This is a genomic window from Nocardiopsis metallicus, assembly GCF_014201115.1.
In the GTDB taxonomy this organism is placed as follows: Bacteria; Actinomycetota; Actinomycetes; order Streptosporangiales; family Streptosporangiaceae; genus Nocardiopsis; species Nocardiopsis metallicus.
The window spans coordinates 7,349,977-7,372,621 of the sequence record NZ_JACHDO010000001.1 but is presented as its reverse complement, the minus strand read 5'-3'; the positions used below and the strand labels follow the sequence as shown (position 1 = coordinate 7,372,621).

Sequence of the window (22,645 nt, the reverse complement as noted above, 5' to 3'; positions counted from 1 at the left end):
TCGCGGAGGCGATCCGTCCCCACCAGCTACGAGTCTATGGCCCTGCCCGAGTCGTCTTGCATCCCGGGCATACTTTTCTCACCATGTGGACATTCGGTGGATTTCCCGACCGGCTCACGACCGGGCGCCGGGGCCGTGCGCACACGGGCCCCGGCGGGGTCCGGCTACTCCTGGAAGGTCTCCACCCGCATGACGCTGGCGACGTCGCGGACCATCGGGTGCACGCTGAGCTCCTCGACGGTGCCGCTCAGCGCGGAGTCCGGGGCGGGGTGGCTGACCAGCACGAGCTGGGCGTCGTCCCCGGTCCCCTCCTGGCGCACGTTCTTGATGGACACCCCGTGGTCGGCGAAGATCTCGGCGACCTTGGAGAGCACACCGGGGCGGTCGGCCACGTCCAGCGCCACGTGGTAGCTGGTGATGGTCTGACCCATGTCGTGCACCGGCAGGCCGGTGTCGTGGGCGCCCTCCCCCACCGACGTGTTCGCCAGGCGGTTGCGGGTCACCGCCACGATGTCGCCGAGGACGGCGCTGGCGGTGGGCGTGCCGCCGGCCCCGGCTCCGTAGAACATCAGGCGGCCGGCCGACTCGGCCTCGACGAACACCGCGTTGTAGGCCTCCTTGACGCTGGCCAGCGGGTGCTCGACCGGAAGCATCACCGGGTGGACGCGCACGCCCACCGACTCGCCGTCCTCCGAGCGCTGGCAGATCGCCAGGAGTTTGACGACGCAGCCCATCGCGCGGGCGCTGGCGATGTCGGCGGCCGACACCCCGGTGATGCCCTCGCGGTGGACGTCGGCGGCGGTGACCCGCTGGGTGTGGAAGGCCAGCCGGGCCAGGATCGCGGCCTTGGCGGCGGCGTCGAAGCCCTCGACGTCGGCGGTCGGGTCGGCCTCGGCGTACCCGAGGGCCTGTGCCTCCTCCAGGGACTCGGTGAACCCGGCGCCCAGGGAGTCCATCCGGTCCAGCACGTAGTTCGTGGTGCCGTTGACGATGCCCAGGACCCGGTTGACCCGGTCCCCGGCCAGGGAGTCGCGCAGCGGTCGCAGCAGCGGGATCGCCCCCGCCACGGACGCCTCGTAGTACAGGTCGACCCCGGCGTCACGGGCCGCGGCCTGAAGTGTCTGACCGTCCTCGGCGAGCAGGGCCTTGTTGGCCGTCACCACGGACTTGCCCGCCTTGATCGCGGCGAGCATCAGCGAACGGGCCGGTTCGATCCCGCCGATGACCTCCACCACGACGTCGATGTCCGGGCGGGTGACCAGCGCCGTGGCGTCGGTGGTCAGCAGCGCCGGGTCGACGCCGCGGTCGCGGTCCAGCCGGCGGACCGCGATGCCGCCGATCTCGATCGGCGTGCCGATCCGCGCGGCCAGTTCCCCGGACTGCTCGTTGACCAGGCGGACGACTTCCGAACCCACAACGCCGCATCCGAGCAGCGCCACCTTCATCGCCATTTGGGCGTGACTCCCACTTCTCTCGTGTCCGAACCCTGCCGGGCACCGGTGCGGCGCCCGTGGTGCGGACGGTTCAGCCTACGTCGAGGCGGAGGAGGTCCTCCTCGTTCTCCCTGCGCACGATCACCCGTGCGTTCGCGTCCCGGACCGCCACCATGGCGGGGCGGGGCAGGTGGTTGTAGTTGCTCGCCATGGAGTAGCAGTAGGCGCCCGTGGCGGCGACCGCCACCAGGTCGCCCGGCCGCAGGTCGGCGGGCAGGTAGAGGTCGTGCACGATGATGTCACCGCTCTCGCAGTGCTTGCCGACCAGGCGGGAGAGCATCGGCTCGGCGTCGCTCTCCCGGGACACCAGCTGGCCGGTGTACTCCGAGCCGTACAGGGCGGTACGGATGTTGTCGCTCATGCCGCCGTCGACACTGACGTAGGTGCGGATGCCCTCGACGTCCTTGACGGTTCCGACCTCGTAGACGGTGATCCCGGCCGGACCGGCCACGGCCCGGCCCGGCTCGACCGCGATGCGCGGCATGGGCAGCCCCGCGTCGGCGCACTCGCGGAGCACGATGGCGGTGAGGCTGGCCGCGATGGTCTTGGGGTCGAGCGGGTCGTCACCGGCGGTGTAGGCGATGCCCAGGCCGCCGCCGAGGTCGAGTTCGGCGAGGGTGACGTCCAGTTCCTCGTGGATCCGGGTGAGGAACTTGGTGAGGCGGCGGGCGGCGACCTCGAAGCCCGAGGTGTCGAAGATCTGCGAGCCGATGTGCGAGTGCAGGCCGACCAGCTCCAGGTGCTCGGCGGCCAGGACGCGGCGGACCGCCTCGGCGGCGGCGCCGGTGCTCAGCGCGAAGCCGAACTTCTGGTCGTCGTGCGCGGTGGCCACGAACTCGTGGGTGTGCGCCTCCACACCGGTGGTGACCCGGATGAGCACCTTGGGGCGGGCGCCGGACTCGGCGGCCACGGCCTCCAGGCGGCCGATCTCGTCCAGGGAGTCCAGGATGATCCGGCCGACCCCGGCCTGCACGGCGCGGCGCAGCTCGGCCACCGACTTGTTGTTGCCGTGCATGGCGATGCGGTCGGCGGGGACCTCGGCGGCCAGGGCCACGGCCAGTTCGCCGCCGGAGCAGACGTCGAGCTTGAGCCCCTCCTCGACCACCCAGCGGGCGACGGCCTTGGTCAGCAGGGCCTTGCCCGCGTAGTAGACGTCGGCGTCGGCGAAGGCGGTGGCGTAGTCACGGGCCCGGGCGCGGAAGTCCTCCTCGTCCATGACGAAGAGCGGGGTGCCGTACTCGGCGGCGAGGGCGCGCACGCCGACGCCGCCGACGGTGACCTCACCGTTCGAGCGACGCGTGGTGGCGGGCCAGACCCGCGGGTTCAGCGCGTTGAGGTCCTCGGGCGGCAGCGGCGGGTTCTCCTCCGGCAGGACCTCCGCGTGGCGGGATCCGGCGGGGTGGGCGTAGCGGCTCATGACGGTCTTTCGGCTGGGACTTCGATAGTTCTGGCTGTGCTGTGTTGACCGGCGGTCGGCGCGGGAAGGCGACCGGGGCATGTTCCGGTACTCATTGTCCACTAAGCCGATCGGAACACAGGGGTTGGGCTGGTCCCATCGGGTCCGTGGTGCGGGCCCGCCGCAGCAGGGGTGTCTACAGCCTTGTGGGCGCTGACACCCCGAGCAGGAAGAGTCCGGTGCCGATCACACCGGCGACGGCCGCGGGCAGCGCCGGGTCGAGGGCGGCCCACGTCGGCTCCGGCCCCTGGGCCGGTTCGGCGGCCGTGGTGGAACCCGTCCGCCACTCATCGTAGGCACTGGTCAGCGCCTCCAGGTATCTGACCAGGATATGGGGTTCCTCTCGGCGGGCCGCGGTGTCCAGGACGCTGGGGCCGTCGAAGAGGAGTCCGCGCACCTTCGCCCCGTGCCCGTGGTGGCAGCCGCGCGCGCCGGGGGCGGGGGTCCGGTCCGCCCAGCGCAGGCTGCTCAGGGCGTGCGCGTGGGCGTAGCGCATCCGGAAGGCCGGGTTGGCGTCGGTGAGCCGGACCCAGGCCCCGGGTTTGTCCGCCGAGGGCAGGACCGGCAGGTCGCGCCCGGTGGTCTCGCTCTCGCGGGGGTGTTCGGGAAGTGAGCGGCAAAAGGCCACGCGGGCGCTGTCCTCCCCGATCCGGCCGAGCACGCGGCCCGCGGGGGTGAACAGTTCCGCGTGGCCGGTGTCCAGGTAGCGGTCCCGCCAGGAGGCCTCGCCCTCGGGACCGGGCGGTGGGGCCTGCTCCCCCACGGCCAGGGCGATGCGGGCCCGGGCGTCGGCGCGGGCGTACCGGCGGGCCTGGGCCAGGGGTCCGGCCTCGTGCAGTTCGGAGCGGGGCCACTCCCCCGTCCCGGTCCAGGGACGGCCGGTGAGGTAGCGCGGCCCGTCGGCGGCGGCGCGGAGCAGGTTCTGGCGCTGCTCGCAGGTGAAGGTGACGTTGGTGAAGCCGCGCTTGTCCGCGAGGACCCGCGCGAACCCGGCGTCGGGCTCGCCCTCCTCGGCCATCGCGTCGACCTCGTCGGAGATCCGCTCGCAGACCACGCGCCGGTGGCTGTCCTCCCGGCCCTTGGGGAGGGTGTCGCGGACCCGGCCGACCAGGCGGGGGGCCAGGGCGACGGCGGCGTCGGCCCCCTCGGCCGCGTGGTCGTTGCGCGGCCACACGAAGGGGACGTCCGCCTCGGACAGGTCGAAGGCGCGCAGGGCGGCGCGCCGCAGGACCGCTTCCAGTCCGCGTGGGGTCACGCCGTTCCCCCGATCCCGCCGTCGCCCTCCCCCAGGAGGGCACGGATCAGGTCGACCAGTTCGTCGGGGTCGAAGGGCTTGGTCAGGTACTCGTCCACGCCGATCCGCTCCCCGCGTCTGCGGTCGTCGGCCTGGGCTCGGGCGGTCACCATGACGATGCGGCGGTCGTAACCGTCCGAGCGCAGGCGCTCGACCGTGGACCAGCCGTCGAGCCGGGGCATCATCACGTCCATGGTGATCACGTCGGGTTCGACGTGACCCACGCGGTCCAGGCAGTCCTGACCGTCCATGGCGGTGAACACCTCGAACCCCTCCAATTCGAGGTTCAGGCGGATGAGTTCGCGGATCACCTCGTCGTCCTCGACGACGAGAACCCGTGTGGGAAGGGCGTTCACGACCGTGACACTACCGCCGTCGAGCGCGGCGGCACCACTGGAATCCAGCATCCGGCGGGGTTGGGCGGCGTGTGCCCCCGACGTGTGGTCGAGCGGCCCGCAACCCCTGCTACAGTTGTTCACGCGGCAGCGCGCCCCCATAGCTCAGGGGATAGAGCACCGGCCTCCGGAGCCGGGTGCGGAGGTTCGAATCCTCCTGGGGGCACAGCGAGAACGCGGCGAAAAGGCATCCTACGGGGTGCCTTTTCTGCTTTTCGGTGACTTCTCGCCCGTTGGGCCCCTACGCTCCCCCAGCCTCCCCTGCCTCTCCTTTTCCTCGTTACGGTCCGTCCTGGCGGGCGGATACACCCTGCCCACTGAATCTTTCCATTGACAAGATGAGGGCGTCTCGAGTTGACTTTCCAGTGGAAAGATTTGCGGGCCCGGAGAGGGCCGCACCGAGCTGGAGAGAGGGAGAGCAGTCATGGCACCCCTGATCACCCTGGTCGGCACCACCGCGCTCCTGGCGGTGCTGGGGCTGCTGGGCGTCCGGCGCCTTCGGCCCTGGCCGGTGCCGCTGCGCGGCGGGCTGGCCGCCATGTTCACCGTGACCGGCGTCGCGCACTTCGTGGGGATGCGGGACACCCTGGTCGCCATGGTCCCACCGGCCCTGCCCGCACCGGAACTCCTGGTCACCGTCACCGGGGTCCTCGAACTCGCGGGGGCCGCCGGGCTGCTCTGGCACCGTACGGCGCCCTGGGCGGCGGCGGGGCTGGCCCTGATGCTGGTGGCGATGTTCCCGGCCAACGTGTACGCCATCACCCAGGGCGTCTCGACCGGCCTCACCGAAAGCCTGCCCGTACGCACCGCCATGCAGGCGGTGTTCGTGGCGGCGACCACCATGGTCCTCGTCCCTTGCGTAGGCGCCTGGCGCGGCCGTCGTCGGCAGACGCCCGCGGAACGCCAAGCCGTGCCGCGGGCGTGACCGTGACCGCGGTCTCGGCCGGGAGCGGTCAGCTCAGGTGGCGGGGACCAGCGGCCAGGTGCCGTCGACCACGGCTTCGGGGTTGCGGCGGCGCAGGTACTCCTGGAAGCTGGCGGACTGCTCGGCCTTCCACTTGACCTGGGCCCGGTGCAGGTCCTCGGCGGACATCTCCGCGATCTCGGGGTGGGCGGCGGCGATCCGCCAGGCCAGGCGCGCGGCGGCCAGGGCGTCGGCGGCCGCCCCGTGCGCCTCCTCCTGGGCGAGGGGGACGTCGTAGTGGGCGCAGACGTCGACGAGCTTCCTGGAGCCCCGGCGGTAGGTGTCCACGTGCTTGTCCAGGACGAACGGGTCCACCACCAGGGGCTGGGCGGCCAGGGGCGCACCCGGGCGGTGGAGCGCGATCTCGCGGTCCAGGAGGGTGAGGTCGTAGGGGGCGTTGTAGACCACCACGGGCATGCCCTCGGCGGTCACGGCCTCCAGCGCGGCGGCGATCTCGGTGACCACCTCGGCCGCGGGACGGCCCTCGGCGCGGGCCCGCTCGGTGGTGACGCCGTGGATCTCGGCCGCCTCCGCCGGGATCTCGATCCCGGGATCGGCCAACCAGGTGGTGACCTCCTTGGCGCCCCGCGCGGGGTCGATGCGCCACAGGGCGGCGGTGACGATCCGGTCGCCCTCGACGTCCAGGCCGGTGGTCTCGATGTCGAAGGCGGCCATGGGCCGGGTGTGCCAGGGAGTGTTCACGTGCTTCCTCTGTTCGGTGCGGTGGTGTGGTCGGCGCCGGCGGCGCTGCCTTCGATGGTGGCGCTGGTGCTGCTGGCACCGCTGTCGGTCCTACTGGCGATGTCGGTGAGCGCGGTGACGCAGGCGCGGATCGCCGGGGTCTCGGCGTCGGCCCGCCACACCGCCTCGATGGTCCTACGAAGCGGCGGTTCCGTGGGCAGGAACCGCACACCTACGGGTGCGGTACGCCGCCCCAGGTCCGGGACGAGCGCCATGGCGAGCCCGGAGGCCACCAGCTCCAGCTGGGAGGGGATCTCGGCGAGCGTGTACCTGATGTCGGGCTCCACGCCCCGGGCGCGCAGGGCCTGGAGGATCGCCTCATGGGGTTCGGTGCCCGCCGGGCAGCTCGCCCACGGCAACCCGGTGGGGGCCTGGGAGCCCGGGGGCGCGAGGTCAGCGAGATCGACCGCGCCCCGGTCGCCGAAGGGGTGGTCGGACGGCAGGGCCAGGCACACCCGCTCGTCCAGGAGCCGCACCGTGCGGACCCCGGCCGGGAGCGCGACCGGGCGGCTGGACCAGCTCTCGGCCATGACCAGGTCCAGTTCCCCGCGCAGAAGCGGCGGCAGCAGGGACACCGCCTCGCCGTCGCGGACCGTGGGGGTCAGCCGGGGGTGTTGGGCGAGCAGGGCGGACAGCGCGCCGGGGAGCAGGGTGCGCACCGCGCTGCCCACACCGCCCAGGCGCAGCGGCCCGAGGATCTGGCTCTCCAGGGCGGCCAGGTCGGTCTGCGCCTCGGCGACCTGGGCGAGCACCCGGTCGGCGTGCCCGGCCAGAACCCGGCCAGCGTGGGTGAGTCGCACGGTCCGGCCGTCGGGTTCGAGCAGTCGCTGGCCCGCCTCCCGCTCCAGTTTGGCGAGCTGCTGGGACATCCCCGAAGGGGTGAGGTGTAGAACCCTCGCCGCGCGCGCGATGGAGCCGTGGGTCCGTACGGCGGCCAACGCCCGCAGTCGTTCGATGCTGAACACATCAGCAATGCTACTGAGTAAGTCAGACAAATCATCGCTTTTCTTTCTGAGTCGTGGGCGGCAGGCTGATTCTCAGGAAAACGAGGGGAGCGACGGTGAGGAGCGCGGAGCCGGTGGCGGGCACGGAGGCGAAACGGGAGCCCCGACGGGGTTCGGTGTTGGACCGGATCAACCCCGTGGCCTTGGCCGTGGCGGGTTCGGGCTGCACCTCCGCGACGGGTGTCTTCGTCAAGCTCTCGGGGGCCAACACGGGAACCGCCGCCTTCCTGCGGTGCGCGCTCGCGCTTTTCCCGCTGGTCCCGATGGCCGCCGTCGAACTCCGCCGGGTCGGCCCGCGGGCACGACGGCTGCTGGGCCTGGACGCGGCGGCGGGGCTGCTGCTCGGCGTGGACTACGTGTTCTGGGCGGCGAGCATCCAGCACGTGGGCGCGGGGATGGCGACCGTCCTGCTCAACGTCCAGGTGGTGGTCTTCCCCCTGCTGGCGTGGGTGCTCCTGGGTGACCGCGCACCGCTACGGTTCCTGCTGGCGGTGCCAGTGATGCTGGTCGGGGTCGCCCTGACCGCCGGGGTGTTCAATCCGGCCGGCGCCACGGGCGCGGTTCCCGACGGGGACCCGTGGCTCGGCCTGGCCTACGGCTGCGCGGCCGGGGTCGCCTACGCCGGGTACCTCTTCCTGTCCCGGCTCGCGGGCGGCCAGGGGCACACGGTGACCCCGGTGTGCGTCTCCACCGCCACCGCGGCGCTGGCCGCGGGTGTGCTGGGTGCGCTGTGGAGCGGGATCGACCTGGCGTCACTGGACGCACGGGCCTGGATGTGGTCGGCGCTGTTGGCTCTGACCGGACAGGTACTGACCTGGCTGATGATCGGCTCGGCACTGCCCCGGCTGTCGGCGAGCACCGGCGCGGCGATCCTCGTGCTCCCACCGGTCCTGGCGGTGGCCATGGGCGCGGTCTTCCTCGGCGAGCGGGTCACCCCCGTCCAACTGGCGGGCTGCGTGCTGGTGGTTCTGGCGATCTGGCTGTCCCAACGGCGAAGCCCCCAGTCCGGTCAGAGCACCTGAACCGGCTCCGGGGCGGGGCGGGCGTACTCCCCTCCGCGCAGGCGCACCGCGACCGCGATCACGGCCAGCCCCACCAGGGTGATCAGGGCGCCCGCCCACAGGGGCGAGGTGTAGCCCAGACCGGCGGCCAGGCCGAGGCCCCCGGCCCAGGCGCCCAGGGCGTTGCCGACGTTGAACGCGGCGATGTTGGCGCCCGAGGCGAGCGTCGGAGCCTTGGCGGCGAAGTCCATGATGCGCATCTGGAGCCCCGGCACCGTCGCGAAACCGACGAAGCCCATGAGCAGCAGGGCCACCAGGGCGGCCCACTTGAGGTGCGCGACCAGCGCGAAGCCGGACAGGACCAGGGTGAGCAGGGCGAAGAGCACCAGCAGGGTCCGGCCGAGGTTCCGGTCGGCGGCGCGCCCGCCGACGATGTTCCCGGCGAACAGGCCCACGCCGAAGAGCACCAGGAGCCAGGGCACGGCGGTGGCGGCGAATCCGCTCACCTCGGTGAGGGTGAAGGCGATGTAGGTGAACCCGCCGAACATGCCGCCGAAGCCGAGGACGGTGGCCACCAGGGAGAACCAGACCTGGGTGCTGCGAAAGGCGGAGAGTTCGGTGCGCAGGCTGGGCGCGGAGGCCGACGGAGCGGCTTCGGTCGCGCTGGTGGCGCCCCGAGCGGCGGGCACAGCCGAGGTGGCGGCGGTCTTGGTGGCCGGGACCAGGGCGGCGATACCCGCGAAGGCGACCACGCCGATCACGGTGATGGCCCAGAAGGTGGAGCGCCAGCCGAAGGCCTGGCCGAGGAAGGTCCCGAAGGGCACGCCGAGGACCGTGGCGGTGGTGAGCCCGGCGAACATGATCGAGATCGCGGCGGCCTTGCGGTGCACGGGGACCAGCCCGGCGGCCAGGACCGCGCCGATCCCGAAGAACGCGCCGTGGCACAGGGCCGCGAGGACGCGTCCGGCGAGCATGACCTCGTAGGTGGGCGCGAGCGCGGAGGTCAGGTTGCCCGCGATGAACAGCACCATCAGCAGGAGCAGGGCGCGTTTGCGGTCCACCCGGTTGAGCAGCGCGGTCAGGCCGACCCCGCCGACCGCGACGGCGAGGGCGTAGCCGGAGATGAGGTACCCGGCGACGGTGGGCGTGACCCCGAAGTCGGCGCCGACCTCGGGCAGCAGACCCATGATGACGAATTCGGTGAGTCCGATACCGAAGCCCCCGATGGCGAGGGCGTAGAGCGCGAGCGGCATGAGGAGTACTCCTCGGAGAGAGAAGGGTAGTTGCGCGTGCACTAGTTGCACGCGCAACAGAAATAGTTGCATGCGCGTTCTACATGCGCAAGCTAAGATGATGTGCGACCAGCCACGAGGAGGTGGGGCGGCCATGGGGATCGCCGACGACGCCGTAGAGATCCGCGCGCACGGATGGCGTACGCTCGCCGCCGTCCACGGACTCATCGAGACCGCCCTGGAGCGCGCGCTCCAGTCGGAGCACGGGATCTCCGTCGTGGAGTACACCGTCATGGACGCCCTGAACCGGCAGGACGGCTGGCACATGAGGATGCGCCAGCTCGCCCGCGCCGCCGCGCTGTCCAGCAGCGCCACCACCCGCCTGGTCACCCGGCTGGAGGAGCGGGGGCTGCTCACCCGCATCCTGTGCGCCGACGACCGGCGCGGGATCTACACGGAGCTGACCCCCGCCGGCATGGAGCTCCTCACCCGGGCCCGGCCCACCCACGACGAGGTACTGCGCCAGGCTCTGGACGACGCGGCACAGACCCCTGAACTCGCCCCGCTGGTGGGCGCCCTGCGCGAGCTCACCCCGGAGCCGGGGCAGGTCGCACGGGAACAGGGACCGGCTCAGCCCGCGACCTGACCGCCCAGAGCGCGGCGAGGCGAGGGATCCCGCACAACCGTGGTTCTGGTGGCCGAAATCGGGATCTACTAGCGTCGTGTCATGAAATTCCTGGTACGTGAACGCGTGTTCGACATCGGCGACGATTTCTGGGTGACCGACGAACAGGGCGCCAAGGTGTTCTGGGTGGACGGCAAGGCGTTGCGGGTGCGCACCACCTTCGAGCTCAAGGATCCCAAGGGCGAAGTCCTCATGGTGATCCGCAAGAAGCTCTTCAAGGTCCGCGACCAGATGCGGGTCGAGCACGAGGGCAAGATCGTCGCGACCGTCCGCAGGAGACTGTTCAATCCCATCCGGGACAAACTCACCGTGGAGGTCAGGGGCGGCCCCGACTGGGAGGTGGTCGGGAGCTTCTTCGACAAGGAGTACTCGATCAGCGACAAGGAGGGCACCGTCGCGGTGGTCTCCCGTAAGTGGTTCCGGATGCGCGACACCTACGCGGTGGACGTCAACACCCATCGCAAGGACATCGCCGGGGACCCGGCGCTGGTGATCAGCGTGGCGGTGGCGGTCGACGCCCTCACCAACGACGACGGCGACGGCAGCTAGGCCGTTGCTCCACTCCCCCTTCCGTACCGGACCGGGCTGGGACGGCCCCCAGCGCCGAAGCTCGGCGCGGTCAGGGCGCGCCGCCCTGACCGGGGTGGAGCAGTTCGCGTTCCCAGGGCAGCGGTGGGCGGGTCCCGGGCAGCATCAGCGGGTGGGGCGCGCGGCCTTCACGCAGGCAGGCGGTGATCTCGGCTGCCAGGTACTCGCCGACCGCCCCGAAGGAGATCGGGTTGGAGTCCACGGGGTGCCAGCGGGCGTCGGTGACGCGGACGCGGACGGCATAGGGCGGTCTGGGCCCGTCATCGAGCGTCCAGGCCCTGTGCGCACCGTCGCCCAGGGCTGCCAGGTACTCCTCGGGGAAGCTGTCGCCCTCCACCCGGTGGGTCACCTCGTCGACGGTCTCGACCCCGCTACGGCCGGGCCCGAGTGGCAGGGCCTCCGCCCACACCACGGCGAATTTTCCGCCGCAGCCCTGTCGGATGATCCTGCCGTACAGGCCATGCACGGCGCGGGGCAGGGGGAGCGCGTCAGGTAGCGGGTGGTGGATCGGTGGACGGGTCGGGGGGTCTGCGGGCACGGGGCTCCGCCTTCCTCTCGGGGTCGGTCACACTCCGGTGGCGCCGTCGATGCTCTCTCTCAGCAGATCAGCGTGGCCGTTGTGACGGGCGTACTCGGCGATGAGTTTCACCAGGACCGATCTGAGTTGGATGGGCTCGCCGGAGCGTGACTCCGTCCCCGTCCGTCCAGCGATCCCGCCGCCGCGACGATCTCCCGGGATCGGTCCACCTCGGCCCGCCAGGTCGCGAAGGCCTCGGCCGGGTCGCCGCCGAGGTCGTCGAAGTCCTGGTCGGGGTCGTCGTCGGTGTAGTACGGCAACGGCAGGTCCTCCCCCGCGAACTGGATCCGGAACCACCAGCGCTCCACCCCCGCCAGGTGGCGGACCAGCCCGTGCAGGCTGAGCGTGGAGGCGGGGACGGCCCGTGCGGAGAGCTGCTCGGGGCTCAGCCCTTCGCACTTGGCCTCCAGGGTGGCGCGGCGCCAGTCGAGGTAGGCGGTGAGGACCTCGGCCTCCGTCCCCGCCCGGGGCGGTGCGGGACGGTCGTCGGCGGGCCACACACCCGAGAAGTTCTGCGGCGGGATCTGGTTCATGCTTCCAGTCTGCGCCGGGACGGCGACGAACGGGAGGGTGATCCGCGGGCTGTGGACAACTCCGGACGGAGCGGTGGCCGGGTTCCGGGTTCCGGGTTCCGGGTTCCGGGTTCCGGTAGCCAGCTGTAGTGTCCGGCGCGATCGGGATACCCCAGAATGTTCGGTGTCGACGCAGCCGGGTCGGCGCGAACAAGATCGAGGGGTGCGGGATGCGGGACGTCTGGGGTCGGGCATTACGAGCGTGCGGCTACCTGCTGCTGGCGTTGGGAGCCGGAATGGCCACCCTCCTGGTGCTTCCGTTCACCCTTGTCGTGGCGTTGACCATCCCGGTCAGCGGGGTGGGGCTGTTCGTGTTTCCCAGGTGGCTGCGGCTGGTGGCCGGATGGGCCGACTGGAACCGGCGGCGGGCCGCCCGGCTGCTCGGGGTCGAGGTCCCCGAACTCTCCCTGCCCGCGGAGCGGAGCGTTCTGGCCCTGCTGCGCCGACCGGCGGTGCTCCGACTTCTACTCTGGACTCCGGTGTTCGCGCTGGTGAGCATGGTGTTCGGTCTCCTGGGACTGCTCGGTCCGGGCATGATGCTCAACCCGGTGCAGATGCTGATGTGGTGGGCCTTCCCCCCGGACCTGCAGCCGATGCAGCTCGGGCTCACCATCGACGGTTGGGGGATCGCGCTCGGTGTCGCCGCCGTGCAGCTGGTGGCGGGGACGGTGATCACCGTGTGGGTCGTCCCGCCGGCCGCGAGAGTCCACGCCCGGCTGTGCGTCCGGCTGCTGGCGCCCTCCGAACGGGAGCGGCGGGAGGAGCTGGCAACTCGGGTCGACGAGCTCCAGCGCACCCGGGCCGGTGTGGTGGACGCCCACGGCGCGGAGCTGAGGAGGATCGAACGCGATCTGCACGACGGCACCCAGGCGAGGCTGGTGGCGATCGCGATGCAGCTGGGTGTGGCGAAGGAGGCGGTGGCGGACCCGACGGTCGCCGCTCTCCTGGAACAGGCCCACACGGGCACGGAGGAGGCCATGTCCGAGCTGCGCGACGTCATCCGGGGCATCTATCCGCCCATCCTCGCCGACCGCGGGCTGCCCGGGGCGCTCGCCGCGCTGGCCGGTCGGACCACGCTGCCGGTGCGACTGGACGTCACCGACCCCGGAACGCTTCCGGTGGCGGTGGAGACGGCCGCCTACTACGCGGTCACCGAGTCCGTCACCAACGCGGTCAGGCACAGCGGTGCGGACTCGGTGACGGTACGGCTGTCCCGGGAGGGGAAGGCGGGGGCGGAGGAGAAGCGGGGGGACCTGCTGACGCTGACCGTCACCGACGATGGACGGGGCGGGGTGGACGAGACCGCCGGAAGCGGGATCCAGGGCCTGCGCAGGAGGGTCGCGGCCTTGGACGGACGTGTGTCCGTGCACAGCCCCGAGGGCGGACCGACGGTGATCGGGGTGGAGCTTCCGTGCGGATCGTGATCGCCGAGGACAACGTGCTGTTGTCCGAAGGCCTCAAGCTCTTGCTGTCCACCCGCGGCCACGAAGTGGTGGCGGTGGCCCAGGACGTCCCCGCCTTCGCGGAGGCCGTCGACCGGCACCGGCCGGACCTGGCCCTGGTGGACGTGCGCCTGCCCCCGGACTTTCGCGACGAGGGCATCCACGCCGCCATCGCCGCCCGCAGCGCCCACCCCGGGCTGCCGGTACTGGTGCTGTCCCAGTACGTCGAACGCGACTACGCGGGTGAGCTTCTCTCGGACGGCCAGGGCGGCGTGGGGTACCTGCTCAAGGACCGGGTCGGCCGGGTGAGCGAGTTCGTCGACGCTCTGAGGAAGGTGGCCGAGGGCGGCACGGTGATGGACCCGGCGGTCGTCCAGCAGCTGCTGGCCCGCAGGGAGCGGGACCCGCTGGAGTCCCTGACCGCCCGGGAACGCGAGGTGCTCGCCCTCATGGCCGAGGGGCACGACAACACCGAGATCGCGGAACGGATCGTCGTCACCAACAACGCCGTGCACAAGCACATCGGCAATATCTTCCAGAAGCTGGACCTGGCCCCCACGGACACCGGCCACCGCCGGGTCCGAGCGGTCCTCACCTACCTGAGCCACCGGAGCTGAGGCGGACCTCCCGGGCAGCGGGGCTGGGACGGGGCTCGAAGCCACCGCGGCCGGGTCAGGCGCCTGACCCGGCCCGCCGGGACCGCTGACCGGCTACACGGTCTCCGCCTCGGCCTTGGCCTCCCGGGCGTCGCGGCGGGTCAGCAGGACCCCGGCGGCGGCCGCGGTGAAGAACATCAGCACGCCGTAGACCGCCGAGGGAATCGCGATCTCGGTGCTGCCGAGAACCGTCACGGCGATGGTCAGCGACAGGGTGGTGTTGTGCAGGCCGATCTCCATGCAGGAGGCGATGGCCTCGGGGCGCCCGGTACCGACCGTGCGCGGGGCCCAGTAGCCGATGATCAGGCTCACGATGTTGAAGACGAGGACCATCAGGCCGACCGAGACGATGTACTGCGGCAGGTTGGCCCACTCCGCGGCGATCGCGCCGACGATGACGGCGACGAGGACGAGGACGGATCCGAGTTTGACCGGCTTCTCCATGCGTTCGGCGAAGGAGGTCATCCTCGCGCGGATGAACATGCCGATGGCGACGGGGACGAGGATGACCGCGAAGACCTGGATCATCTTGTCGGTCTGGAGCCCGATGGACCCGCCCTCGGTGAAGTAGCCGAGCGAGAAGCCGGTGATCAGCGGCAGGGTCACCATGGCGGTGAGCGAGTTGATCGCGGTCAGGGAGATGTTGAGCGCGACGTTGCCCTTGAACAGGTAGCTGTACAGGCTCGCGGTGGTTCCGCCCGGGGAGGCGGCCATCATCATCATTCCCACCGCCAGCAGCGGTGAGAGGTCGAAGTAGTTGACGAAGACCAGGACCAGGCCGAAACAGAAGATCGGCAGCAGGACGATCTGGCAGCCCAGGATCAGGACGATGGTCCAGGGCATGGAGATCAGCCGGGTGAAGTCCTTGACGGTGAGGGACAGACCCAGGCCGAGCATGATGATGCCGAGGGCGATCGGGAGGCCGATCGTCGTGAGGGCGGAGTCCATGGGGCACCTTGGGGGACGGGCCGCGGGGAGAGCGGCACGGGCGGTCGGGACAATCGCGGACCGCGTTCGGTGAACGGTGCCTGCGCACAGGTGACCTGTGCCGCCCGGAGTGTCCCGGAAACGCCCGGAGCATCCCGGAGACGTCCGGCAGGGTGACGGAATCGCGCCGATCCGTGACCCACGCCACAAAGTTACCTGTAGGTAGGAAATAGTGGCACGCGTCACGCGCACTGGCAAGGGCGCGAGCGCCTTCGCCCCTGGTCAGGCGGCGGGCCAGGAGCTGCCGGTCATGTCGTAGGCCAGGTGGAACCACACCTTGCGGATACTCGGGTGCCCGTTGTCGCCCCAGGCGGTGGCGAAGCTGTCGATCAGTGCCAGGCCGCGCCCGTCCTCGGCGGTCAGCCTCTCCTCCGGCGGTGACGCGAACAACTGACCGCCCTCGCCCTTGAGCGCGCTGACGGGAGTCCCGTTGTCCCGGCAGGTGACCGTCAGCCCGTTCGGTCCCCGGTCCACGCGGACCACGAAGGTCTGGCCCGGCTCCCCCGATCGGCTGTGCCGGATGGCGTTGGTGGCCAGCTCCGCGCCGAGCAGTGTGAGCACGTACTGGTAGTCCGGGTCCCGCCCGGCCGCGCAGGTCTCCAGGAAGGCCCGGACCATGGGCACGCTCACCGGCTCGCCGTCGAACTCCCAGCGGCGTTTGGTGAACGGGACCGGTACTCGTCCGTTGAAATAGTGCCGGTACTCGTCCGGGACCCGCTCAAGAACTCTGTCCTCGTTCTTGATGAGAGTGGGCACGGCAACGAGCGTGGGCATGGCTGACTCCTTCGGCGGGGCGGCTCAGTGGGCGGGCGAGCCGAAACGGGGGCGGCTGCGGGAGTGTCCGAGGAGGGAGGCTCGAACCGGTATGACCTTACGCGATCACATCGTCTCGGAACAGGGGAGGCCGGTGTGGTGAGTTCCCCGAATTCACCGGTGGACTCTCGCCGCACCGGCTCCGCCTCACGCCCCCGTTCGTTCGGCCCAGGCCAGGGCCTCCTTGGCGGCGGTCTCCGCGAGGTCGCGGTCGGTGTCGACCAGGGCGATCCGGCTCCGGCGCTCCAGCAGGTCATCGGTGTTCAGGGCGCCCTCGCGGCTCACCCCGAAGCGGAGCTCGGCCGGGGTGATGCCGCGCACGACCGGGACCAGCAGGTCGGGGTCTCCCCCGGCGGTGGAGAGCACCTCGGCCGCCTCGGTCCCGTACCTGGCCACCAGGTGGCGCGGGGCGTCCAGGGCGTCGAGCTCCTCGGGGGAGGCGGCTCCCACCAACGGGATCTCGCGGGTGCGGCAGGGCCCGGCGGGCAGGCGGTGTACCGCGGCCAGCGCGTCGACGGCCTCCTCCGCCATCGCCCGGTAGGTGGTGAGCTTGCCGCCGACCACGGTCACCGAACCGTTGGGGGCGACCGAGACCGAGTGCTCCCGGGACAGGTTGGAGCTGTGTTCGTCGCCGCGCAGCAGCGGGCGCAGCCCGGCGAAGGAGCCGATGACGTCCGCCCTGGTCAGCTCGGTTGACAGCGCCCGGTTGAACTGGGCGAGGAGGAAGTCCACGTCCTCCTCGGGGACCTCCGGGACGCGCGCGGCCGGGCCGTCCACGGGTTCGTCGGTGAGCCCGGCGAAGATCCGGCCGTCGGGTTGCGGGAGCGCGAACACGAACCGGCTGGTGCTGCCCTCGATCGGCACGGTCAGCGCGGCCTTGGGACGGCCGAGCGTCGCCGCGTCCAGGACCAGGTGGGTGCCGCGGCTGGGGCTCAACCGGATGCCGGGGTCGAGGGCGTCGGCGTGTACCCCGGTGGCGTTGACCACCGCGCGCGGCCGCACCGGGATGATCCGGCCGGTGGTCCCCTCGCGCAGGACGACGCCGTCCGCGGTGATGCTCTCGGCCGAGCAGCGGGTGATGATCCGGGCGCCCTGACCGGCCGCGGTGCGGGCGATCCCGATGACGAGCCGGGCGTCGTCGACGAGCTGACCGTCGAAGGACAGGATTCCGCCGAGCAGTCCGTCCGTCTTGACGCCGGGCAGGAGGCGGGTGGTCTGGCGGGCGTTGAGGATGCGGGGCGGGCGGAGCACCGAGGCGGGGGTGCGGGACAGCACGCGCAGGAGGTCGCCCATGCCCATCCCGGCCCGGACGAACAGGGCTCGGGCCAGGCCGGTGTCCCGGTGGACGGGGACCACCATGGGCATGGGGCGGACCAGGTGGGGCGCGGTGACGCGCATGAGGACGTCTCGTTCGCGGGCGCTCTCGTAGGCGATCCCGACCTGGCCCTTGGCGAGGTAGCGCAGCCCGCCGTGGACCAGTTTGGAACTCCAGCGGCTGGTGCCGAAGGCGAGGTCCTCGCGTTCGACGAGCACGGTGGACAGGCCTCGGGAGACGGCGTCCAGGGCGACTCCGGCGCCGGTGACTCCCCCGCCGACCACCAGGACGTCCACCTCGGGACGTGCCTCCAGTGCGGCGAGGTCGGCGGTGCGCCGGGCGGTGTTGAGTGAGGTGGACCGGGTGTGCTGACGCATCGGGGCGTCCTTTCCGGAGAGGGTGGGTCAGGGCCGCAGGTAGCCGTCGAGCAGGGCGGACAGCTCTTCGACCAGTCCGTCCTGGTCGAGCACGTCGGTGAAGAGGCGGCGGGAGGTCACGGTGTTCTGCACGGTGACCATGAACAGGTGGGCCAGGACCCCGGGGTCGCCCTCACGGACCGATCCCTCGGCCTGGCCCGCCGCGATGGCGGGTTCGAGCAGTTCGAGGGCGGCGCGGTGGCTGCTGCCCAGGCGGTGGAACGTGTAGGTGGCCAGGAGCTCGGGTTCGGTGTCCACGATGCGGTTGACCAGCGGGTGGGCGAGCATCGCGCGGGCCACCCCGGTGGCGTGCCGGACCAGCCGGGTCCGGGTGTTCTCCCCCGTGTCCGTCTCGCGCTCCGCCTCCACTTCTTCGGCGATGAGGATGCGTCTGAGTTCGCGGGTGAGCAGGTCGGCGACCAGGGCGGTCACGTCCGGCCAGCGCCGGTAGACGGTGGGGCGGCTGACCCCGGCCCGCCGGGCCACGTCGGTCAGGGTGGTCCGGCGCACCCCGAAGGCTTCGACGCAGGCGCGGGCCGCGTCCAGGATCTCGTCCTCTACATTACGTTTTGACGCCATGTGTAAAACTGTAGAGCATGACCCACGATCCTCGCACTGAACCCACCGCCGTCAGCCTCGCCGACACCGCCGGTACCGCGCCGGACATGAGCTGGTTCGCCTGGGGCGACCCCGCCCGGGCGAAGGAGCTCGAACCCGGGCTGCGCGACCTCATCTCCCAGGTGCTACGCGCCCGGACCGAGGACATGCCCCCGGTGGCCGAGGCGGACGTGGCCCTACCCGCCTCCCGCCTGGACGGCGGCCCGCTGGAGGCCTTCACCGAGCTCCTGGGCGCCGAACACGTGCTCATGGACGACGCGACCCGCCTGATCCACAGCGGCGGCAAGAGCACCCCGGACCTGCTCGCCCGCCGGGCCGGCCGGGCCTCCCCCGCTCCCGACGCCGTGCTGTACCCGGCCGACCACGACCAGGTGGAGCGGCTTCTGGAGCTCTGCTCGGCCGAACGCGTGGCCGTGGTGCCCTTCGGCGGCGGTACGAGCGTGGTGGGCGGGGTCTCCCCGCTGGACGGCGGCTTCCATGCCGTGGTCGCCCTCGACCTGCGCCGGCTGAACCGCCTGGTGTCCTTGGACACCACCTCGCTGACCGCGGTGCTCGGCGCGGGCGTGCGCACCCCGCACGCCGAGGCGATGCTGGCCGAGCACGGGCTCACCCTCGGCCACATGCCTCAGAGCTACGAGTACGCGACCATCGGCGGGTACGCGGCCACCCGCTCCAGCGGGCAGGCCTCCGCCGGGTACGGGCGGTTCGAGGACATGGTGGTGGGCCTGAAGGTCGCCACCCCGCGCGGCACCCTGGACGCGGGCGGCCCCCCGGCCTCGGCCGCCGGGCCGGACCTGCGCCGCCTCCTCGTGGGCTCCGAGGGCACGCTGGGCGTGATCACCGAGGTGGCCGTGCGGGTGCGCCCCGTTCCGGAGCGGGTACTGGACGAGGCCTGGTCCTTCCCCGACTACGCCAGCGGGGTGGACGCCCTGCGCGCTCTCGCGCAGTCGGACACCCGGCCCACCATGGCACGGCTCTCGGACGAGACCGAGACCTTCGTCAACGCCGCCATCGGCGGGCGCGAGGCGGTCCCGGGCTGCCAGGCGGTGCTGGGCTTCGAGGGCACCGACGCCGAGGTCGAGGCCCGCGCGGCCGCGGTCCGGAAGGTGATGGAGGCCGCGGGCGGCACCGCGTTGGGCCCGGACCCGGTGGCGCACTGGCGCGAGACCCGCTTCCACGCGCCCTACCTGCGCGACACCCTGCTGTCTGCGGGCATCCTCACCGAGACCCTGGAGACCGCCGCGTCCTGGAGCGACCTGCTGCCGCTGTACACGGCCGTGGTGGGCGCGCTGACCGGCGCCCTGGATGACGACGAGAGCGGCGCCGTGGTGCAGTGCCACATCTCGCACACCTACGCGACCGGCGCCTCGCTGTACTTCACCGTGGCCACGGGTGCGGGCACGGACCCGGCCGCGCGCTGGGACCGCGCCAAGCGGGCGGCCTCGGACGCGATCGTGGCCAACCGCGGGACCATCACCCACCACCACGCGGTGGGCACCGACCACCGCCCGTGGATGGCGGCGGAGCTCGGCCCGCTGGGCGGCGAGGTGCTGCGCGCGGTGAAGTCGGCGCTGGACCCGCAGGGCGTGCTCAACCCGGGCAAGCTCATCCCCGAGGCGTGAGCGCGCGGCCGCTGGCCGGGGTCACTCCCCGGCCAGCTCCGGCAGGCGCTCCACCAGTTCCTCGGCGAGCGCCTCCAGGGCCTCCAGGCTGTCCAGGGGCTCGACCGGCTCAGCGGTCTGGTGGAAGAGGCTCACCCGCACGTTGGCCACCGAGTACTCCAGTGAGGTCCACAGTTCGGGGTCCTCGCCCTCCTGGCCCCGGGAGACCGTGGCGTAACCGCCGTCACCCACCGAGAGGGAGCGCCACTCCACCGCGCGCATGGGCGGGTTCGAGTACTCCAGTTCGAAGTCGTCGGCCTCCCGCTCCAGTTGTCCCTCGGCGACCATGGCCTGCATCCGGCGCACGCCCTCGCGTTCCTCGGGGTCGTACAGGACGGCCTGGAGGCTGAAGTCGGCGGGCCCGCCGTCGACCGGCACCGCCGCCTCGCAGTGCACCAGCCGGAGCACCCCGTCCTCGCCGGGGTCGGCGGCGCCGCCGCGGAGGTCGAAGTCACCGGTTCCGGGCAGCCGGTCGGGCAGGTCGTCCGGGAGCAGGTCCTCGCAGTCCCCGGTCAGGCTGGTGTAGCCCCCGGTCGCCCGGTCCCACACGAACACCCCGCCCGCCACCAGAACCGCGGCGGCCGCCGCGCCCCCGATCAGTGGCAGGACGCGCGACCGGCCGCGGCGTCCTTCCCGCTCCGGGGCCTGCTCTGCCTCGGTCACGCCGGTTCCGCCTCTCGGGTGATCTGTCCGTACAACTGCTCGGAGAGCAGTTCCATGTAGTCGAGGACATCGGACTCCTCGTAGGGGTCGTAGAGGCTGTAGTAGCCCCAGACGGTCAGGTTGTCCGTGACGAAGTTCAGGATCGCCTGGGTGTCACGGCCGAAGTCTTCCGTCCCGTCCTCGTAGAACCCGACCATCCCGCCGTCGCCGGTCGAGGTCTCCCGCCAGCCGCGCCCGTTCCGATCGGGAACGGTGTCGCGCATCTCACCGTCCGCCCAGTCCTGACGGCGCTCCTCCATCTCCCCGACCAGGTACTTGTTGAGTTCCCCGGCCGCCTCCCGGTCCTGGCCGTGGGCCTCGTGCAGGTAGATCGAAAACCGCAGCACCTCGCGGTAGTCCCGGCCGATGGCCTTGCATTGCAGGTAGCCGAGGAGCTCCCTCTCCTCGATGTCCCGCTCGTCCAGGTGGCGCAGCTCCTCCACGTCGACGAACTCACCGGAGACGCTCGGGTTGACCGGGGTGGGCACGACGCCGAGGATCTCCTCGGACACGAGGGGGCCGCACTCGGGCAGTGCGGTGTAGGGGCCGTTGGCGCCCGAGAGCGACCAGACCACCACCCCCGCGGACACCAGGAGCAGGGCCGCGGACCCGATCGCGCCGAGCAGCGGTGCCCGCCGCCGGGGCCTCGGCTGCAGGTCTGGCGGCGGGCACCCCCGCGGGTTCCGCGGAAACGGCTGCCGGGCGTAGGGCTGCCGGGGCGGCAGGAACCCGCCGTGCGGCGGTGGGTTGTGCGGCGGCTGGTCGGGGCGGCCGGGGAACGGCGGCTCTCCCGGTCGCCCGGGGAACCCGTCACTACCAGGGGGATGTCCGGTCATCAGTGTCGCGGCGTCCCTCCCCCACAGACGGGCGGACCCGGGCGGGCCACGGGGAGCTCGCGCCACGCCTCCTTACAGGCAGGTCGAAAGCGGTCGATACATCGACAGAATAGGACTTCCCCATCTGAGACGGCCACGAACCGGACCCGTTCCCGGTACCGAACCGCCCTAGCGCTCGGCCACGCGCGGGATCTGTTTGACGACCGAACCCGCGACCGACGTCACGGTGTCGTAGAGCTCCTCGACGTCCGGCGTCCGCGAGGACCCCGAGTAGTCGACGTTCACCACGATGACGGCGTTGTTCTTCTGGACGATCGCCACCCCGAACTCCGACTGGTAGCTGCGGCCCCTGCCGTCGTCCACCCCGACGGCCATGCTCCGGTCACCGATCGAGGGGGTGTCCCAGTAGCCCCGGGCATCGTCGCCCCCGTAGCCGAAGTCGCGGTCGACGACCTCACCGCGCGGGACGATCCCATCGGTCAGGTCCTCGAACTCCTCCAGGGCCTCCTCGAAGTAGCGATCCACGTCCCAGCTCGACCGTTCGCGGTCGATCAGAAGGGCGGCGAGGGTCAGGTCGACGTCGTCGTTCCCGGCGGCGCAGGCCAAGGCTCCGTGGAAGCTCGCTCCGAAGAGGTCGAAATCGGAGGCGTCCCTCTGGAACGTGCCATCCAGCCGCGGCGGTGAGCCGTCGAAGAGGTCGTCGAGGACGTTGTCACCGACCACCTCGGCGCAGTCCCTGGGCAGGGAGACATAGTCCCGGCCGGAGTTGACGGACACCAGGGTGCCGACGATGATCAGCAGCACCGCGGCGCCGATCGCACCGCCGATGATCAGGCCGGTCTTCTTCTTCGGACCGCCGGGGCCGGGACCCTGGGGCCCGAAACCGGGCGGCTGCTGTCCGGGCGGCTGCTGTCCGGGCGGGAAGTGGCCGGGAGGACCCTGCGGCGGGAACTGCCCGAACCCGGGCGGCGGACCCTGGGGCTGCTGGCCGGGCTGGCCCGGGAAGGGGCCCTGCGGGCCGTGCGGGGGTTGCGACCCCTGCGGGCCGTGCGGGGGTCGCGGCCCCTGGGGGCCGTACGGGGGCTGGGGCTGTCCCATGAATGGTGCCTCGCAGATCCATGTCACTGGAAGATCCGCGTCAACCGACGACCGGAGTCTTCAAAAGAGGAGGAAACGAACCCCCCACTTCTACCGGAC

General features: G+C 71.8%; 22 protein-coding genes, 1 tRNA gene and 1 pseudogene. 8 read left to right on the top strand and 16 right to left on the bottom strand.

Annotation, left to right across the window (positions count from 1 at the left end; all coding sequences use genetic code 11):
• Window positions 1–164: 164 nt before the first annotated feature.
• The 4 genes from HNR07_RS32435 to HNR07_RS32420 form a co-directional block, all read right to left on the bottom strand.
• A complete protein-coding gene (locus HNR07_RS32435; protein ID WP_184370355.1) occupies window positions 165–1,451 on the bottom strand; it encodes a homoserine dehydrogenase in 1,287 nt (428 codons plus the stop codon).
• Window positions 1,452–1,524: 73 nt separating this feature from the next.
• The gene (gene lysA / locus HNR07_RS32430; protein WP_184370352.1) at window positions 1,525–2,910 is read right to left on the bottom strand and encodes a diaminopimelate decarboxylase; all 1,386 of its coding nucleotides are present in this window, start codon (window positions 2,908–2,910) and stop codon (window positions 1,525–1,527) included.
• Window positions 2,911–3,085: 175 nt separating this feature from the next.
• On the bottom strand, window positions 3,086–4,204 hold the full coding sequence (locus HNR07_RS32425) for a DALR anticodon-binding domain-containing protein (RefSeq protein WP_184370349.1): 1,119 nt from the start codon (window positions 4,202–4,204) through the stop codon (window positions 3,086–3,088).
• A complete protein-coding gene (locus tag HNR07_RS32420) occupies window positions 4,201–4,599 on the bottom strand; it encodes a response regulator transcription factor (protein ID WP_184370346.1) in 399 nt (132 codons plus the stop codon). The genes HNR07_RS32425 and HNR07_RS32420 overlap by 4 nt, the downstream gene beginning before the upstream one ends.
• A gap of 133 nt (window positions 4,600–4,732) precedes the next feature.
• Between HNR07_RS32420 and HNR07_RS32415 the strand changes: the two genes are divergently transcribed.
• Window positions 4,733–4,804 (top strand) — tRNA-Arg (locus tag HNR07_RS32415).
• Between the two features lie 258 nt (window positions 4,805–5,062).
• On the top strand, window positions 5,063–5,563 hold the full coding sequence (locus HNR07_RS32410) for a DoxX family protein (protein ID WP_184370343.1): 501 nt from the start codon (window positions 5,063–5,065) through the stop codon (window positions 5,561–5,563).
• A 33-nt stretch (window positions 5,564–5,596) separates the two neighbouring features.
• Here the strand turns inward: HNR07_RS32410 and HNR07_RS32405 are convergent, their stop codons facing one another.
• Both HNR07_RS32405 and HNR07_RS32400 read right to left on the bottom strand, forming a co-directional pair.
• A complete protein-coding gene (locus HNR07_RS32405) occupies window positions 5,597–6,304 on the bottom strand; it encodes an exonuclease domain-containing protein (RefSeq protein ID WP_184370340.1) in 708 nt (235 codons plus the stop codon).
• Complete coding sequence (locus HNR07_RS32400; protein ID WP_184370337.1) at window positions 6,301–7,308, bottom strand: LysR family transcriptional regulator; 1,008 nt, start codon at window positions 7,306–7,308, stop codon at window positions 6,301–6,303. The genes HNR07_RS32405 and HNR07_RS32400 overlap by 4 nt, the downstream gene beginning before the upstream one ends.
• A gap of 95 nt (window positions 7,309–7,403) precedes the next feature.
• On the opposite strand from HNR07_RS32400, the gene HNR07_RS32395 reads away from it, so the two are divergent.
• Window positions 7,404–8,369 (top strand): DMT family transporter, encoded by a 966-nt coding sequence (locus HNR07_RS32395; RefSeq protein ID WP_312894036.1) that lies wholly within the window; start codon window positions 7,404–7,406, stop codon window positions 8,367–8,369.
• Here the strand turns inward: HNR07_RS32395 and HNR07_RS32390 are convergent.
• Window positions 8,357–9,601: an MFS transporter gene (locus HNR07_RS32390; protein WP_184370334.1), complete on the bottom strand. Its 1,245-nt coding sequence runs from the start codon at window positions 9,599–9,601 to the stop codon at window positions 8,357–8,359. The genes HNR07_RS32395 and HNR07_RS32390 overlap by 13 nt on opposite strands.
• Before the next feature lie 133 nt (window positions 9,602–9,734).
• On the opposite strand from HNR07_RS32390, the gene HNR07_RS32385 reads away from it, so the two are divergent.
• The gene (locus tag HNR07_RS32385; protein ID WP_184370332.1) at window positions 9,735–10,226 is read left to right on the top strand and encodes a MarR family winged helix-turn-helix transcriptional regulator; all 492 of its coding nucleotides are present in this window, start codon (window positions 9,735–9,737) and stop codon (window positions 10,224–10,226) included.
• Between the two features lie 81 nt (window positions 10,227–10,307).
• Window positions 10,308–10,814 carry an LURP-one-related/scramblase family protein gene (locus HNR07_RS32380; RefSeq protein WP_184370328.1) on the top strand — a complete coding sequence of 169 codons (507 nt, stop codon included), beginning with the start codon at window positions 10,308–10,310 and terminating at the stop codon, window positions 10,812–10,814.
• Between the two features lie 70 nt (window positions 10,815–10,884).
• Here HNR07_RS32380 and HNR07_RS32375 read toward each other — a convergent pair whose 3' ends face one another.
• Together HNR07_RS32375 and HNR07_RS32370 are read right to left on the bottom strand one after the other, a co-directional pair.
• Window positions 10,885–11,391, bottom strand: a complete 507-nt coding sequence (locus HNR07_RS32375; protein ID WP_312894035.1) for a hypothetical protein — start codon at window positions 11,389–11,391, stop codon at window positions 10,885–10,887.
• Between the two features lie 27 nt (window positions 11,392–11,418).
• Window positions 11,419–11,963: pseudogene (locus tag HNR07_RS32370) on the bottom strand (DinB family protein).
• A gap of 209 nt (window positions 11,964–12,172) precedes the next feature.
• Between HNR07_RS32370 and HNR07_RS32365 the strand changes: the two are divergent.
• Both HNR07_RS32365 and HNR07_RS32360 read left to right on the top strand, forming a co-directional pair.
• The gene (locus HNR07_RS32365; RefSeq protein WP_184370326.1) at window positions 12,173–13,426 is read left to right on the top strand and encodes a sensor histidine kinase; all 1,254 of its coding nucleotides are present in this window, start codon (window positions 12,173–12,175) and stop codon (window positions 13,424–13,426) included.
• Window positions 13,414–14,061, top strand: coding sequence for a LuxR C-terminal-related transcriptional regulator (locus tag HNR07_RS32360; RefSeq protein WP_184370323.1), 648 nt, complete (start codon window positions 13,414–13,416; stop codon window positions 14,059–14,061). The genes HNR07_RS32365 and HNR07_RS32360 overlap by 13 nt, the downstream gene beginning before the upstream one ends.
• Before the next feature lie 93 nt (window positions 14,062–14,154).
• On the opposite strand, the gene HNR07_RS32355 is transcribed toward HNR07_RS32360, so the two are convergent.
• The 4 genes from HNR07_RS32355 to HNR07_RS32340 form a co-directional block, all read right to left on the bottom strand.
• Window positions 14,155–15,048 carry a bile acid:sodium symporter family protein gene (locus tag HNR07_RS32355; RefSeq protein ID WP_184370321.1) on the bottom strand — a complete coding sequence of 298 codons (894 nt, stop codon included), beginning with the start codon at window positions 15,046–15,048 and terminating at the stop codon, window positions 14,155–14,157.
• A gap of 261 nt (window positions 15,049–15,309) precedes the next feature.
• A complete protein-coding gene (locus HNR07_RS32350) occupies window positions 15,310–15,861 on the bottom strand; it encodes an ATP-binding protein (protein ID WP_184370318.1) in 552 nt (183 codons plus the stop codon).
• Between the two features lie 186 nt (window positions 15,862–16,047).
• Window positions 16,048–17,592, bottom strand: a complete 1,545-nt coding sequence (locus HNR07_RS32345) for a glycerol-3-phosphate dehydrogenase/oxidase (protein ID WP_184370315.1) — start codon at window positions 17,590–17,592, stop codon at window positions 16,048–16,050.
• Between the two features lie 27 nt (window positions 17,593–17,619).
• A complete protein-coding gene (locus HNR07_RS32340; protein ID WP_184370312.1) occupies window positions 17,620–18,210 on the bottom strand; it encodes a TetR/AcrR family transcriptional regulator in 591 nt (196 codons plus the stop codon).
• 17 nt (window positions 18,211–18,227) lie between these two features.
• Between HNR07_RS32340 and HNR07_RS32335 the strand changes: the two genes are divergently transcribed.
• Window positions 18,228–19,871: an FAD-binding oxidoreductase gene (locus HNR07_RS32335; RefSeq protein ID WP_184370309.1), complete on the top strand. Its 1,644-nt coding sequence runs from the start codon at window positions 18,228–18,230 to the stop codon at window positions 19,869–19,871.
• 21 nt (window positions 19,872–19,892) lie between these two features.
• On the opposite strand, the gene HNR07_RS32330 is transcribed toward HNR07_RS32335, so the two are convergent.
• The 3 genes from HNR07_RS32330 to HNR07_RS32320 all read right to left on the bottom strand — a co-directional run bounded on the left by HNR07_RS32330 (window position 19,893) and on the right by HNR07_RS32320 (window position 22,546).
• Entirely contained in the window at window positions 19,893–20,573 is a 681-nt protein-coding gene (locus tag HNR07_RS32330; RefSeq protein WP_184370306.1) for a hypothetical protein, read from the bottom strand.
• The gene (locus HNR07_RS32325) at window positions 20,570–21,448 is read right to left on the bottom strand and encodes a hypothetical protein (RefSeq protein WP_184370304.1); all 879 of its coding nucleotides are present in this window, start codon (window positions 21,446–21,448) and stop codon (window positions 20,570–20,572) included. Before HNR07_RS32325 ends, HNR07_RS32330 begins: the two co-directional genes overlap by 4 nt.
• 168 nt (window positions 21,449–21,616) lie before the next feature.
• On the bottom strand, window positions 21,617–22,546 hold the full coding sequence (locus tag HNR07_RS32320; protein ID WP_246420608.1) for a hypothetical protein: 930 nt from the start codon (window positions 22,544–22,546) through the stop codon (window positions 21,617–21,619).
• Window positions 22,547–22,645: the final 99 nt, after the last annotated feature.